The organism is Cedecea sp. B1(4), from assembly GCF_059414925.1.
On sequence record NZ_JCAHMZ010000003.1, the window covers coordinates 1 to 13,298 of the forward strand.

The window sequence follows — 13,298 nt, forward strand, 5'->3', positions numbered from 1 at the left end:
CTGGGAGATAAAACGGAGGTCTGCCGCTTCAGCGGTCGATTTATTTGGCCGGGAGTCCGGGTTCTTAGGGGAGTGACGGTGACTCCCCTAAGACGTTCACCTATGCCGGGTTACATATAAAACAGGGCTGGAAGTGAACGGAACCTTAGCCGACCCTCCATAATCGTGGGTATTTGTGGCTAAGGAACAGCTTTCAACTTGAAAGGCCTACAACCCTAATGCATCAAAATCTGAAGCATCATGGCGTTCGGCCAGCTGCACATCGCCCCAGGTGCGGTTCACGATGCGGCCACGCTTCACCGCCGGGCGGTTAGCCACTTCATCGGCCCAGCGGCCAAAGTGTTTGTAGGAGGCTATGTCGAGGAATTCGGCAGATTCGTACAGGCCACCTTTTGCCAGCGCGCCGTACCAGGTAAAGATAGCAATGTCGGCGATAGTGTAATCATCTCCGGCGATAAAGCGGTTTTTCTCCAGCTGTTTATCGAGCACGTCCAGCTGACGCTTGGTTTCCATCGCGAAGCGGTTGATGGCGTACTCGATTTTGACCGGGGCATAGTGGTAGAAGTGGCCGAAGCCGCCGCCCAGGTATGGGGCGGAACCCTGCAGCCAGAACAGCCAGTTCAGCGCTTCGGTGCGCCCGGCGATGTCTTTTGGCAGGAAGTGGCCGAATTTTTCCGCGAGATAAAGCAGGATGTTGCCGGACTCAAACACGCGCAGCGGCGGCGTGACGGAGTGGTCAAACAGCGCCGGAATTTTAGAGTTTGGGTTCACTTCCACAAACCCGCTGGAGAACTGGTCGCCTTCGCCGATGCGAATCAGGTGCGCATCGTATTCTGCCCCGCTGATGCCCAGCGCCAGCAGCTCTTCCAGCAGAATCGTGACTTTCTGCCCGTTCGGCGTACCGAGCGAGTAGAGCTGCAGCGGGTGTTTGCCGACAGGCAGCGTTTTTTCATGAGTCGGGCCGGAAATTGGGCGGTTGATGCTGGAGAACTGACCGGCTTCGGTCTTGTTCCAGGTCCAGACTTTTGGGGGCTGGTAGTTGTGTTCGGACATCGCGTGATCTGCCTTCTTCTCAGGTTAGTTATCTGATGAAACTATCTTGAAGTGTAGCAAGAGGGAAGAGCCTGCCGGGCTATACCGCCAGAAAAGCGAAAGCCCGGCGTGGTATCAGGCTGGTTTCAGCCCCGGTTGTACAAGGCCATAAATCTGGTGATTCAGGTGGGAGGATTTTGCCAGCTCTGCGACGTGCGCGGCGACATCGGCCCGCATGACCATACCGTGAATTTCGGGGGTCTGGCTCAGCACAGCTTTGCCGGTGGGTTCACCGTGAAGCAGGCCACCGGGGCGAACAATAGCAAAGTTCAGCGTGCTGGTTTGCAGCCAGCTTTCGGCGAGGGATTTTTCCCGTACCGCCTGACCAAAGGCCGCTTTTGCCCGGTCGGATAAATAAGCCCAGCTTTCTCCGCAGCCTAAAGAGGTGACCAGCACCATGCGTGAGATCCCGGCTTTTTCGGCGCAGTCGATAACTGTCCGGTGCGCCTGGTAATCCTGTGAACCGCCCATCGTCGAAATGACGGTGGCGTCCTTGCCCGCCAGGCGGCAGGCTTTTGCGACAGCGTCTGCGTCGCAGGCGTCGCCGGTAATAACCTGAGCACCTGCCTCACGCAGTTTTGCGGCGGCTTCTTTGTTACGCACCAGTGCAACAACGGGGCGATTTTCTGCCAAAGCCAGATTCGCGGTTAGCGCGCCTACGCCCTTGCCCCCGGCACCAAAAATTAACCATGGCGTCATGCAATATTTCCCTTAAGTTTCTCTGCCAGCGCACGAAAAGCTGCCAGTTGGTCTGCCAGTAATTGGCGGTGATCGTCGCGCCCGATGAAGATTTTCAGCATCGCGCTGCCCGCCTGATTGAAGAACAGAATCGAGGCGGTGTCCATCCCCATAAACTTGCGCTCCACCAACGCGATGTGGGTGCAGTTGGCCGCTTTGATATGCCCCGTCATGCCTTTTTTGCCGCGCAGGTTGAAATAGCCGTGGCGGTGGAAGCCGGAGGGCAGTTCCCCGGAAAATTCAATAATCACATCGGCGGTGTGTACCAGCGTGGTGACGCTGCCCCATTCGACAACGGTGTCCCAAACGGTGTCGAACTGCTCGCCGCTAACCAGCGCCTGAGCGGGGAGCTGGGAGACAACATCCAGCAGGGTGACATTATATTGTGTGGCAATAGATTCCAGCGTGCCGTCCGGCTGGGTTTTTAAGTAATCGGCGAGGGAAACGGAAGTCATAGCGTTGCTCCTTGTGGTTTTTTGTCCGTTGTTATTGGGGTATTGAGGGCGGCAATCAGCGTCTGCAGCGACTGGAAGATATTGCTGGCCCAGAAGCGGCCTTCGTCGGTCAGACGCAGGCAGGTTGAGTCATCCCGGGTCAGGCCGGAGTCGTGCCATTGGGCAAGCAGCGGCTGGAGCAGATGCGCATCGGCGGTTAACTCGTCGAGAGGCACGTGGGCGGTTTCAATGCCTGCCTGGAGGCGATGCCGCCAGCGGTAGCCTGGGTCAGTGGTGCGGGCCATCATCATCAGCGGTTTTTTTCCGGCGGCGACGGCGGCGTGCCAGGTCTCCAGGTTGCGTTCAACCATCCAGGAGTAGCCGTTAACCGAGCCGCCCGCGCCGGAGCCAAAGGCCAGGCAGTCTGCCCCCTGTTTAATCAGCAGGTTGTAAAGGTTGCGTTCCCGCGTGGTGCGCGCCCAGTGGCTGTTGCTGATGCAGCGCCAGCCTGCGCTGTCCATGAAGTCGCAGCCCTGCAGGTACAAATCCCTGCGTTCGGCTGGGGAAGGCAGCGTGACGCGTCCATTTTCTACAGCTTTACCCAGCGGCGTTTGCGGTAGCAAATTCAGGGCATAAAGATCGACCCCGTCGAGGCCGATGTCCCGCGCGATAGCCAGGTCTTCGGCCCACAGCTTTTGATCCTGCCCCGGGAGGCCAAACAGCAGGTCGCAGACCACGGCGGCACGATCGCGTTTGCAGAGGTTTTCCATAAAGAATCGGGCGGTGGGGCCGTCGGAGGTGCGCGCCATTTTTTTGCGGATTTTGCTGTTAAACGACTGGATGCCGATGGAGAAGCGGTTGGCTCCGGCGTCGAGGCAGGCGTCGATGCGCTCATCATTAAAATTCAGCACCCGGCCTTCAATGGTGATTTCGCAGTCCGGGGCCAGCGGCAGGCTACGGCGCAGGGCGGTAATGATCCGCGCTAAATCTTTGGCTGATAGCGCCGAAGGCGTGCCGCCGCCAAAGTAGATGGCGTGAATGGGGGCCGACTGGTGCAGCGGGCTGCTGGCCTCCAGCTCGATTTCCCTGAGCAGCGCGTCGGTGTAGCGTTCGCAGTGGTCTGCTTCATAACGATTCTGGTAAAAACCGCAGAAGGTACAGTGCGTTGCGCAGAAGGGAATATGGAGGTAAACCAGCCTTTTGCCGGGAGGCGTTGGGCTGGTAATCACCTGTTGCCAGGTGTGCTCCAGCTGTTCTTTGGCGATGGGCATTGCGCCGCGCCACGGCATGGTGGCGTGACGATCCTTAAAGGGTTGCCCGCCGGGGAGCGCAAAGTGCGCCTGGAGATCCAGTTCAGGTTTCATGTTCAACATAGCTCATTTCAAAGTAATCCTTAATCTTTCTGGCCGGACTCGGGCCAAAACTGGTGATGCAGCAGTTCCACGGCCTCTGCGACGCGCGGGCCCATGCCGAGAATCAAAGCCTGATCGATAATGACTATCCGCTTGTTTTTCCAGGCGGAGGTATGAGTGATCCCGGGAATGGCCTTCAGCGCTTCGGGGTTGCCCTGGGTCATTTGAGTCGTCGCGACGATGACCTCCGGGTTGGCGGCGATCATCGCCTCGGTGCTGTAGCTCTGGTACTGACGATGCCGGGCGATATTTTTTGCTCCGGCCATGCTAAGGATGGAGTCGGCCACGCTGCCCGCGCCGGCAACCTGCGGCACGCTGCCGCCTGCGGAGAGAATAAACATCGCTTTGACGGGGTGTGGCTTCAGCGCGTTACGTTTGCTAATCACCTCCAGCCGCTGTTTAAGGTTGGCAATCAGCGCCTCTCCCTGCGGCTGGCGCTGTAAGGTCATCGCCAGAGTTTGAATGTTGGTGTACATCTGCTCGACGGTGGCGGGCACTCGCGGGAGCTGCAGGACATTCACCTTTGCCTTTTCCAACTGCCCGATGACGATGTGCGGCCCGGCGTCCTGCCAGGTAATGAAGCGCCCGGGGCGCAGCGACAAGATGGATTCGCTGCTGAGCTGCATCCAGGAACCGATGTGCGGCAGCTTTGCCGTTTCCGGCGGCCAGGTGGTGGTTTCATCCACGCCAACCATCTGGCTACCCGCGTCGAGGGCATAAACAAGCTCGCTCAGGGAGCCGCCAGCGACGACCAGCCGCTCGCTAGCCTGGCTGGAAAAAGAAGTCGTCAGCGCCAGCAATGCGGCAAAAAAATGTCTCTTCATCAGAATTTCCACCCAAAGCCGATGGCCGTGTTGAAGCCCGCTTCCGGGATAGATTCGTGGGCGGTCTGGTAGCGTTTGTTGGTCAGGTTGTTCAGCGCCAGGTTGACCAGGTACTGGTCGTTGTCACCAAACTCGGCGTTGACGGCCAGGTTTAACGTGGCCCAGCCGGAGTAGCGCCTTTCACTGTCACCGGTGTTTTCTTTGGCACGGGAGGCCGCGCGAATAAAGGCGTCGGAGGTGATATTCATGGCGTTAAGCATCAGCGTATGTCTGACCCCGAAGCGGCCATTGACGACAGGCTCACCGGTATCCCAGGTTTTTAGCGAGTCGCTTTCATACTGACGACGCAGGAGATTGCCGCTCAGGTAAGGGGAGACGGCCCAGCCGTTGTACTCCGCGCTCAGCTCAATGCCGTAGGTTTTGGCCCGGTTGATGTTGTCATAAAAGCGGTAGTTGGCCCGGGAACTGCTGCTGTTCCCCAGACAGAGGGCTTGCCCTTCGCAGGCTCGTGATGCGACGTAATCTTTGGCTTCGGAATAGTAGACCGTGCTGTCAATCAGCCACAGGTTGCCTTTGTAGCGGGCGCCAATTTCGTAGTTGTTGGAGTGTTCCGGGCGCAGATCAGGGTTGCCGTAAGTCACGCCGCCGCCGGCGGAAGTCTGCATAAACTGCTGCACCAGCGTCGGGAAGACGTAGCCCTGGGCAAAGGCTGCACGCAGCTCGATATCTTTAAACCCGGAGTAGTTCAGGCTGGTCGCCGCCACGAACTGGCTATCGCTGGCGGATTTGTTGCCGGTTGCGGTGTGGGTTGTAACGCCGCCTTCGGTTTTTTGTGTGCTGCTATCAATGAGTTTGGAGGAGAGCCAGTACTGGCGGGCGCCCGCCGTCCATGTCCAGTCATCGGCCAGGTGCCAGGCGTTCTGCGCAAACAGTGAGGTATTGCTTTGTTCCGATTTGTCCTGCGACTGGCTGTGGGTTTCAATATCAAAGATCCCGGTTTTGGCCGTCTGCCGCGTGTAGCCGCTGCCGCTCTGGTCTACCTTGTCGTGCTGATACTGTGCCCCAAGCACCAAATCGTTCCCGGCGGGCAGGGAGAAGTTTGTTTGCAGCGTGACGCCCTGGGTGTACTGCTTGTCGTTGGTCTGGGTCTGATTTTTTACGCTTAGCGCCTGAATGGCCGGCGAAGGAATTACCTGTGTAGTCGCGACTTCATTGTTAAACCGGCGTTCGACGGTTTGGCTGTAGGCATCCAGATGGATTTTTTTCAGGTAATTTCCGTCGACATCAAGGTCGTAAAACAGCCCGATTTTTTCCCGCGTCATTTTCGGGATCCTGACGCTAAAGGCGTCGAACTGTTGGTCTGGATCGTTGTACCAGGTTTGCGTGGCGAGGCTGTAGCGGTCGAGAGACAGGCCAATTTTCTGACGATCGAAACGGTAACCCAGCCACAGTCCCTGGCCGTTATTGCGGAAGTGCGTGTTATCCAGCCGCCCATCCGGGGTTTTTCTGTTGCCCTGGTCCGAATAGCTGCCGTTGATGCGGTAGTCTAACTGGCCGATGCTGCCCCAGGCGGCGGCGGATTCCTCCCAGCCTGCGGTGGCGGAGTTCCAGGTTGCTTTGACCAGCCCGGCCAACGGCTTATCACCGCCTTTTTTGGTGATGAAATTCACCACGCCGCCGATGGCCTGTGAGCCGTAGAGCACGGAATAGGGGCCTTTAATGACTTCAATACGTTCCAGTGCCGATTCATCCACCAGCAGCCCCGCGCCGTAGTCCTGCCCGGCGCGTTGGTAGGTGACTTGCTGACCATCAATCAGAACCAACACGCGCGATGAGGCTTCGCCCCGGATGCGGATTTGCTTGCGACCCGCGAGCGCGTTATCGGTGACTTCTACCCCGGGAATATCTTTGAGGTCGTCTGCAATGGAGACGCTGGTAGAGTTTTCCAGCGTTTTGCTGTCAACCACCTGGACGGTAACCGGGCTGTTCCAGAGGTTGGTTTCCGTGCGGCTGGCACTGACGATAATCGTGTCATCAGGCGCTGTGTTTGGCTGGGCGAAAGCGCGATCCGGTGCGGCAAGTGCGCCGGCAATCAACAGGGGTACGGCTGAAAAGGTCGCGTAGGTTTCACATTTCCCTGGCATAAACTCATCCTTGCGAACGTTAATGATATTTATTATCGTTCGCCTTTATAGCCAGGAGTGGCGTACATATCCACCGTTTAACCTGCTAACCAGATGCAACTTTGATTTTGGTCAAAGGAGATGGACCCGTGCGCGGTGAGCCTGCAAAAGGAGGGTAACTTTCTGCGCCCGGCCGCAGGACGTATCACTTTTATGTTGCTAACCTGTTTATTTCCTCAACGAACCTACAAAAAAAAGCAGTGAGTCTGGAAAGAGGAATGCCGTTTATTTTTCATTGCATTGGCGCTTTGTAATGTCCTGTGGCGGGAAAATATTATTATCCCGAACGTGTTTCCGATGAGATACAGCCAGAAACAATAAGCCAATTTATGTAAAGGAGTGATGTTTATATGTTGCAGCACAGGGACGGGAAAATACTCCTTTTATTTATTAGTTTCCTTATTATTTATCTGCTACCGGGAATATACGGCCATACGCCGTGGAAGCAGGATGAAAACTATACCTTCGGCGTGATTCAAACCATGTATGAAACGGGCAATTGGTTAGTGCCTGTGAACGCCGGTGAGCCGTTTATGGAAAAGCCGCCACTTTATTACTGGACGGCGACGCTAATGGCGCATTTGTTTTCCGGTATGATGCCACTCCACGATGCTGCCCGAAGTGCGACGCTTTTGTTTTCAATTATTAATTTTTCCTTCTTTATTCTGCTGGCGAGAAGAGTGTTCCGCAGTGAAAGCCTGGTGGATTACCGTATCTGGCTGGCCTTCGCCGTTTATATCAGCGCCCCGGGCATCCTGCGCCACAGCCATGATATGTTCAGCGATACCGCGCTCACCGCAGGCGCAACCGTGGCGCTGTATGGCATTGTCGGGTTGATTCGCCAAGAGAAAGTGGCCGCCTCGGCGGTATGGTTTGGCCTGGGCACAATAGCAACGATGTTATCCAAAGGCGTATTTATTCCCGGCGTATTATGGATAACTTTATTTTTAAGTGCTTTCTTTTTCACACAATGCCGGACTAAAGCATTTTGGTATCCGGTTATTCTCTCAGGACTGGTAGCGCTTATTTTTATTCTTCCCTGGCCCGTGTTGCTTTACAGTAAACATCCCGACCTTTTTATGGCGTGGTTTTGGGAAAATAACATTGGCCGTTTTCTTGGCTTTTCCGTTGCTAAGCTGGGCGCCAAAGCAAACCTGATGCGTGTGCCTGAGGCCGTTGCGCTTTTTGCTCTGCCAGCCGGGATGTTGGCGACGGTTTACTTTCTTCGTCATCCACTTCAACGGTTGAGAAACCCGGATGAGTTTGTGATTACGCTTTTTCCGTTGCTCGGCATTATTATTCTGCAGATGTCGGCCACCAGTCGTGCTTTATATTTAATGCCCTTTGTGGCCCCGATGGCTATATTGGGATCCCAGCTTTTGCCCTCAATAAAAGAGAAAGCACTGCGTTATTTCTCCTGTTTTGCCGTCGCGCTATGGTCAGCTTCGCTTGCGGGGGTTTGGGGAATTTATCTGCTTAAGGTGGGTGGCGATCAAAAAGGCTGGCTGGATCCGCTTGAGCGCTGGCTGCCGGCGAGCTACGAGCTGCATTTATCCTGGCCGCCGTTTGTGTTTGCCTTGGTCGTTACCGCGCTGTGGATCTGTCGGGGGCGTTTATCTGCGGCACTCAACCCGGTGTTGCGGGCAGCATTCAGTTGGGGGTTAGGCGTGACTGTTGTCTGGAGCGTGGCGTTCACGTTAATGGTGGGCTGGTTCGACTACAGCAAAGGCTATGCAGGGGTATTTAAGGATCTCAAAAGCCATCTGGCGGGGCAGTACCTGGCGGATGATTGCATGGCTTCTTACCGGTTGGGAGAGTCAGAAGCGCCGATGCTTTATTACTTTGCCGGGATCCTGCATCAGCCACAAACAACCTTCCGCCAGCCTGAGCGCTGCCGCTGGCTGATTGTGCTGGGCGACAAGCTGCAGCCCGCGCCGAAGGGAATGGTTTTTTTCTGGGAAGATAATCGCCCCGGTGAGAAGCGTAACAACCTGATGGTGTACCGGGACGTTTCAGAAAATAACGACTAAAAACCTGGGCTGGGTTTACAAGGCTCAGCCAGGCAGGCCTTCCACAATAGTGATCATCGCTTCTGCGACGCTGGCCCTTTCCTGACGAGCGCGCTGGTATTCCGGTGAGTGGTAGCAGGCCAGCGCCGTTTCCATATCGGCAAACTCAATCACGACATGGCGGGTGAAAGCCGCATCGCCCTCTACTACTTCCGCTTTACCGCCCCGGGCCAGGAAGCGGGCGTTGTAGCGCGTAAAGGCCGCCGGGGATAAATCGATATAGTTTTGGTACTGCTTAGGGTTGTGAACGGTGACGTGGGCAATCCAGTATGCGGCCATGCTTTGCTCCTGTAGGGGAAAGTCTGTTTGTCAGCCAATCTAGCATAGCGGTGAACGGCCGTGTTGCCGGAAAGAGGCGGCATGATGTGGTGGCTAATCGCCTAATTTGGTTTTGTACATTTCATTACACGCCGATACCAATCACTCACTGAAGAGTTTGTTCCACACGCCTATAGTTCATTCCAACGGCCCCGCAGTGGGGTAAACACGAAAACAAATTCGAGGATGTCGAAATGAAAAAAGTATTAGCTCTGGTTGTTGCCGCTGCTATGGGTCTGTCTTCTGCCGCTTTCGCTGCTGACACTACCGCTACCGCACCAGCTGCTGCGCCGGCAACCACCGCCGCTGCTCCTGCTGCTAAAGCTCCAGCTGCAAAAGTAACGCACCATAAGAAACACAAAAAAGCTGCCGCTCAGAAAGCACAGGCCGCTAAAAAGAAACACAAAAAAGCCGCTAAGCCAGCCACCGAGCAGAAAGCGCAGGCTGCTAAAAAGCACCACAAAAAAGCAGTAAAACCAGCTGCGCAGAAAGCGCAGGCTGCTAAAAAACACCACAAAAAAGCAGTAAAACCAGCCGCGCAGAAAGCTCAGGCTGCTAAAAAGCACCACAAAAAAGCAGTAAAACCTGTTGCTCAGAAGGCTCAGGCTGCTAAGAAACATGTGAAAAAACATCACAAAGTTGCTGCAAAACCGGCTGTTAAGCCAGCTGCATAAGTTTGACGGGGCAACCCCGTTAGCTTGAAGCGTTAACACAAACACCCGGCTTGCCGGGTGTTTCTTTCTGGAGTTCAGATAATGTTGCGACGCTACAGTTTCGAATTAATCCTCACCGCGCTGCTGACCTGCGGCCTAATCACGCTGAATTTTTGGCTTCAGTAGATTCTGTTCTTCCTGGGTTCTAAAAAACCACCAGCCCCTGTTTTACTCAGAAATACAGTCCAGCGCCTGGTTGATATACTGGTGCAGATTAGCGCTGTAGTTTTTATTTGGCTCTGGAAAAGTGGTTGGAAGAGGGCGATGTTGATGCAGTCGAATAATCGTTCAGTTCGATGAAGAGTTCACTTCTCCAAAAGCAAAAAAACCGCCATAGGCGGGTTCTTCTAAATAGTGGTGCCCGGACTCGGACAAAAACGTCAGGAACGTTTTTGAACGGCGCTTGCGCTGGCCCCTTATGGGGTGAGTCTCAGGGATGAGACGAATACTAAAACGTCAGGAACGTTTTTGAACAGCGCTTGTGCTGGCCCCTTATGGGGTGAGTCTCAGGGATGAGACGAATAATCGACTTTCAGTTCGATGTAGAGTCCGTATCGCCAAAAGCAAAAAACCCGCCATAGGCGGGTTCTTCTAAATAGTGGTGCCCGGACTCGGAATCGAACCAAGGACACGGGGATTTTCAATCCCCTGCTCTACCGACTGAGCTATCCGGGCAACGGGCCGCATTAAACCGTAAAGGCCGCCAGGCGTCAACGGCTTTGTCATAAAAATTACCAAAAACTATGCTGATTGCCTGCTTTTCAGTCAAAGACAGCAAAAAGACGTGCTTCAGGTTAATGCCCCGCCGGTGCGGCACAGCGCAAAGCGCAGAATATCTTCCGCAAGGGTTCTGGCCGTGTCGATATCAGCCTGGCTACGCTTCACCAATAGCTTGCTCAGGCAGCCTTCCAGCACCAATTCCATTTGGTGCGCGACCATGGTTGGATCGTCCACTTCCATTTGTGTGAGCAGCTCGTGCGTGTATTCACAGGCCGCTTTTTTCTGCTGGTCCGCCAGTTGATGAATCGGGTGCGCGGCATCAGGGTAGAAGGTGCAGGCGGCAATAAACAGGCAGCCGGGGTAACGCTGGTTGCTCACGCATTCGGTCAGGGCGTGGTAGCGCTTAAGTAGCTTTTGCTCCGGCGTTAGCTCTTCGTCCAGCATCAGCTGACGCCGCCAGACATCCACCTGCGAACTTAAGTAGCGCAGGGCGTCGTACAGCAGGGCTTCGCTGTCGGGCCAGAACTGGCGAATCTCAGCGAGCGGATAATCGGCTTCTTTCGCCACCATCTCCAGCGTCGTGCTGGCAATGCCTTCACGTTCAAGGACATGCAGGGCGTGCTCTAAAACTTCTTCGCGTTGCACGGTTTTCTCCTTACGTTTCCCAACGGATTAAGTGTTGTTTACTGGCTGCGATTGCGCAAATGCTCGCTGAACGCGGAGGCGTCCATAAAGCCCGTTACGCGGTCTGCCGGCTGTTCAACGCCGTTAGCATCAAAGAATAAAATGGTTGGCAGGCCAAGCACCTGTAAATGCTTCAGCAGGGCTTTGTCGTCGGCGTTATTTGCCGTGACATCGGCCTGGAGTAAAACGGCGCCAGACAGCGCTTTTTGCACCTGCGGATCGCTAAAGGTGTATTTCTCAAACTCTTTACATGCCACGCACCAGTCGGCGTACAAATCTAACATCACCGGTTTGCCTTTCGCTCCGGCTAGCGCGGCGTCGAGCTGCTCAACGTTGACTACTTTGTTAAAGCTGAGGTGAGGGACGGACTGAACGGATGCCGGAGAGCCAAAAGCCCAGTCCTGCAGCGGACGAGCGGCCACCAGCGCGGCACCCAGAAGAAGAATTTGCAGCACGCGTAGCCAGGACTTCTTCGCTCCAAGGCTGGTGATAAATGCCCAGCCGAAGAAGGCGACGCCCAGCAGGCTCCACAGCCTCAGCCCCCAGATATCGCCCAGTACGCGTTCCAGCAGGAAGACCGGCAGCGCCAGAATCACAAAACCAAAGGCAGTTTTGACGCTTTCCATCCACGGCCCGCTTTTCGGCAGCAGGCGATTACCGAAGACGGTAATCAGGATTAGCGGCAGGCCCATGCCCAGCGCGTAAAGGTAAAGCGTGCCGCCGCCGAGCCACATATTTCCGCTTTGCGCGATGTACAGCAGGATGGCACTAAGCGGCGCGGTGGTGCATGGCGAGCAGATAAGCCCGGCCAGCGCGCCCATAGCAAAGACGCCGCCCGCCGAGCCGCCCTGCTGGCGGTTGCTCATCAGCGCCAGGCGCGTTTGCAGCGACGATGGCATCTGCAGCGTGAACAGACCGAACATCGAGGCGGCGAGCAAGATAAAGAGCGCCGACAGGCCAATCAGCACGTATGGGTGCTGTAGTGCCGCCTGGAACTGGAGTCCTGCGGCGGCAACGACAAGACCGAGTGCGGTGTAGGTCAGCGCCATGCCCTGGACGTAAACAAAGGCCAGCAGCAGCGCCCGGGCAGTGGACAGGCGTTGTTTACCACCTAGTACGATGCCGGAAATGAGCGGGTACATCGGCAGCACGCAGGGCGTGAAGGCGATGCCGATGCCGATCAGGAAGGCCCACAGCGCGGAGAAGGGGAGTGATGCGGGGGCGGCGCTGTCTGCTCCCCTCACCCCGGCCCTCTCCCCAGAAGGAGAGGGGGCGGAGGACACATTGGCATCATTAGCCGACGCAGCAATAGCACTCAACGGCACAACGCGCGTTTCCGGCGGATAGCAGAATCCGGCTTCGGCGCAGCCCTGGTAAGTGACGCTAACGGACGAACCTTTATTGGCGGCATTTACCGTAATGGGCAGAGTTAGCTGCTGGGTGAAGATCTCCGTTTTGCCGTAGAACTCATCTTCGTGCCAGGTGCCCTTAGGAATAGCCAGGGGCGTAATGTCCGCGCTGGTGGGCACCACTTTGATCTGCTGGCGATAGAGATAATAGCCGGGTTTTATCTGCCAGCTGAGCGTCAGCTTGTGATCCACCTGCTGAAAGTCAAAGGCAAAAGCCTGGTCGACCGGGACAAACTGCGTTTTATTCTGGGCGTCAAACAGCCCGGCGAAGGCCTGCGAACTGCATAACAGCAGGACTAGCGTAATGATGCGTAAAGCCATGAGAGATATTCACTGTTTCCGTGTGCAACTGGCAGAACCAGTAGTTCTGGCGTTTGATAAGGGTGATGGGTTTTCAGGCAGGCAAGCAGTGCCTCCTGGTGTTCCACGTCGCTCTTGAGCAGCATTTGGACTTCGTACTCCTGCTCCAGCTTTCCTTCCCAGTAATAGAGCGAAGTTGCGCCCGGCAGCAGCGTCACGCAGGCGGCAAGTTTCTCCGCCAGCACCTTCGCGGCAAGATCCTGCGCGGTGGCTTCATCCGGGGCGGTACAGAGTACAACGACAGCCTGGGTCATCGACATCGCAAACCTCATCTGAGAAGAAAGTGCGATGACTATAACATGAGCAGAAGAAAACGGGCTGCATTGCAGCCCGCGTCTGGCG

The 13,298-nt window shown here is 55.7% G+C and carries 13 protein-coding genes and 1 tRNA gene; 3 read left to right on the forward strand and 11 right to left on the reverse strand.

What is annotated here, in order from left to right; genetic code table 11:
* Nucleotides 1-207: 207 nt before the first annotated feature.
* The 6 genes from yghU to ACR6JA_RS07495 form a co-directional block, all read right to left on the reverse strand.
* A complete protein-coding gene (gene yghU, locus ACR6JA_RS07470) occupies nucleotides 208-1,053 on the reverse strand; it encodes a glutathione-dependent disulfide-bond oxidoreductase (RefSeq protein ID WP_494493818.1) in 846 nt (281 codons plus the stop codon).
* Between the two features lie 114 nt (nucleotides 1,054-1,167).
* Nucleotides 1,168-1,791 (reverse strand): SDR family oxidoreductase, encoded by a 624-nt coding sequence (locus ACR6JA_RS07475; protein ID WP_494493819.1) that lies wholly within the window; start codon nucleotides 1,789-1,791, stop codon nucleotides 1,168-1,170.
* Nucleotides 1,788-2,285, reverse strand: a complete 498-nt coding sequence (gene hutX / locus ACR6JA_RS07480; protein WP_213714817.1) for a heme utilization cystosolic carrier protein HutX — start codon at nucleotides 2,283-2,285, stop codon at nucleotides 1,788-1,790. Before hutX ends, ACR6JA_RS07475 begins: the two co-directional genes overlap by 4 nt.
* Nucleotides 2,282-3,628 (reverse strand): heme anaerobic degradation radical SAM methyltransferase ChuW/HutW, encoded by a 1,347-nt coding sequence (gene hutW, locus ACR6JA_RS07485; RefSeq protein WP_494493820.1) that lies wholly within the window; start codon nucleotides 3,626-3,628, stop codon nucleotides 2,282-2,284. Before hutW ends, hutX begins: the two co-directional genes overlap by 4 nt.
* A gap of 29 nt (nucleotides 3,629-3,657) precedes the next feature.
* Nucleotides 3,658-4,500 carry a heme/hemin ABC transporter substrate-binding protein gene (locus ACR6JA_RS07490; protein WP_213714813.1) on the reverse strand — a complete coding sequence of 281 codons (843 nt, stop codon included), beginning with the start codon at nucleotides 4,498-4,500 and terminating at the stop codon, nucleotides 3,658-3,660.
* Nucleotides 4,500-6,644 carry a TonB-dependent receptor plug domain-containing protein gene (locus tag ACR6JA_RS07495; protein WP_494493821.1) on the reverse strand — a complete coding sequence of 715 codons (2,145 nt, stop codon included), beginning with the start codon at nucleotides 6,642-6,644 and terminating at the stop codon, nucleotides 4,500-4,502. Before ACR6JA_RS07495 ends, ACR6JA_RS07490 begins: the two co-directional genes overlap by 1 nt.
* Nucleotides 6,645-7,033: 389 nt before the next feature.
* Between ACR6JA_RS07495 and ACR6JA_RS07500 the strand changes: the two genes are divergently transcribed.
* A complete protein-coding gene (locus tag ACR6JA_RS07500) occupies nucleotides 7,034-8,713 on the forward strand; it encodes an ArnT family glycosyltransferase (protein WP_494493822.1) in 1,680 nt (559 codons plus the stop codon).
* 24 nt (nucleotides 8,714-8,737) lie between these two features.
* On the opposite strand, the gene ACR6JA_RS07505 is transcribed toward ACR6JA_RS07500, so the two are convergent.
* Nucleotides 8,738-9,031, reverse strand: coding sequence for a DUF1330 domain-containing protein (locus ACR6JA_RS07505; protein ID WP_213714806.1), 294 nt, complete (start codon nucleotides 9,029-9,031; stop codon nucleotides 8,738-8,740).
* Nucleotides 9,032-9,264: 233 nt separating this feature from the next.
* Here ACR6JA_RS07505 and asr point away from each other — a divergent pair, with 233 nt between their 5' ends.
* Nucleotides 9,265-9,744 carry an acid resistance repetitive basic protein Asr gene (gene asr / locus ACR6JA_RS07510; protein ID WP_213714804.1) on the forward strand — a complete coding sequence of 160 codons (480 nt, stop codon included), beginning with the start codon at nucleotides 9,265-9,267 and terminating at the stop codon, nucleotides 9,742-9,744.
* Between the two features lie 81 nt (nucleotides 9,745-9,825).
* Nucleotides 9,826-9,909, forward strand: coding sequence for a small membrane protein YdgU (gene ydgU, locus ACR6JA_RS07515; RefSeq protein WP_456297838.1), 84 nt, complete (start codon nucleotides 9,826-9,828; stop codon nucleotides 9,907-9,909).
* 473 nt (nucleotides 9,910-10,382) lie between these two features.
* Here ydgU and ACR6JA_RS07520 read toward each other — a convergent pair.
* The 4 genes from ACR6JA_RS07520 to cutA all read right to left on the reverse strand — a co-directional run bounded on the left by ACR6JA_RS07520 (nucleotide 10,383) and on the right by cutA (nucleotide 13,216).
* Nucleotides 10,383-10,458 (reverse strand) — tRNA-Phe (locus ACR6JA_RS07520).
* A 114-nt stretch (nucleotides 10,459-10,572) separates the two neighbouring features.
* Nucleotides 10,573-11,148 (reverse strand): transcriptional regulator, encoded by a 576-nt coding sequence (locus ACR6JA_RS07525; protein WP_494493823.1) that lies wholly within the window; start codon nucleotides 11,146-11,148, stop codon nucleotides 10,573-10,575.
* A gap of 38 nt (nucleotides 11,149-11,186) precedes the next feature.
* Nucleotides 11,187-12,917, reverse strand: coding sequence for a protein-disulfide reductase DsbD (locus ACR6JA_RS07530; protein WP_494493824.1), 1,731 nt, complete (start codon nucleotides 12,915-12,917; stop codon nucleotides 11,187-11,189).
* Nucleotides 12,893-13,216 (reverse strand): divalent cation tolerance protein CutA, encoded by a 324-nt coding sequence (gene cutA, locus ACR6JA_RS07535; protein ID WP_008453776.1) that lies wholly within the window; start codon nucleotides 13,214-13,216, stop codon nucleotides 12,893-12,895. Before cutA ends, ACR6JA_RS07530 begins: the two co-directional genes overlap by 25 nt.
* Between the last annotated feature and the right edge of the window lie 82 nt (nucleotides 13,217-13,298).

Bases quoted from the DNA above. Each gene is read 5' to 3' on its own strand.
- yghU (WP_494493818.1), bottom strand. From the start codon at position 1,053: ATGTCCGAACACAACTACCAGCCCCCAAAAGTCTGGACCTGGAACAAG.
- ACR6JA_RS07475 (WP_494493819.1), bottom strand. From the start codon at position 1,791: ATGACGCCATGGTTAATTTTTGGTGCCGGGGGCAAGGGCGTAGGCGCG.
- hutX (WP_213714817.1), bottom strand. From the start codon at position 2,285: ATGACTTCCGTTTCCCTCGCCGATTACTTAAAAACCCAGCCGGACGGC.
- hutW (WP_494493820.1), bottom strand. From the start codon at position 3,628: ATGAAACCTGAACTGGATCTCCAGGCGCACTTTGCGCTCCCCGGCGGG.
- ACR6JA_RS07490 (WP_213714813.1), bottom strand. From the start codon at position 4,500: ATGAAGAGACATTTTTTTGCCGCATTGCTGGCGCTGACGACTTCTTTT.
- ACR6JA_RS07495 (WP_494493821.1), bottom strand. From the start codon at position 6,644: ATGCCAGGGAAATGTGAAACCTACGCGACCTTTTCAGCCGTACCCCTG.
- ACR6JA_RS07500 (WP_494493822.1), top strand. From the start codon at position 7,034: ATGTTGCAGCACAGGGACGGGAAAATACTCCTTTTATTTATTAGTTTC.
- ACR6JA_RS07505 (WP_213714806.1), bottom strand. From the start codon at position 9,031: ATGGCCGCATACTGGATTGCCCACGTCACCGTTCACAACCCTAAGCAG.
- asr (WP_213714804.1), top strand. From the start codon at position 9,265: ATGAAAAAAGTATTAGCTCTGGTTGTTGCCGCTGCTATGGGTCTGTCT.
- ydgU (WP_456297838.1), top strand. From the start codon at position 9,826: ATGTTGCGACGCTACAGTTTCGAATTAATCCTCACCGCGCTGCTGACC.
- ACR6JA_RS07530 (WP_494493824.1), bottom strand. From the start codon at position 12,917: ATGGCTTTACGCATCATTACGCTAGTCCTGCTGTTATGCAGTTCGCAG.
- cutA (WP_008453776.1), bottom strand. From the start codon at position 13,216: ATGTCGATGACCCAGGCTGTCGTTGTACTCTGTACCGCCCCGGATGAA.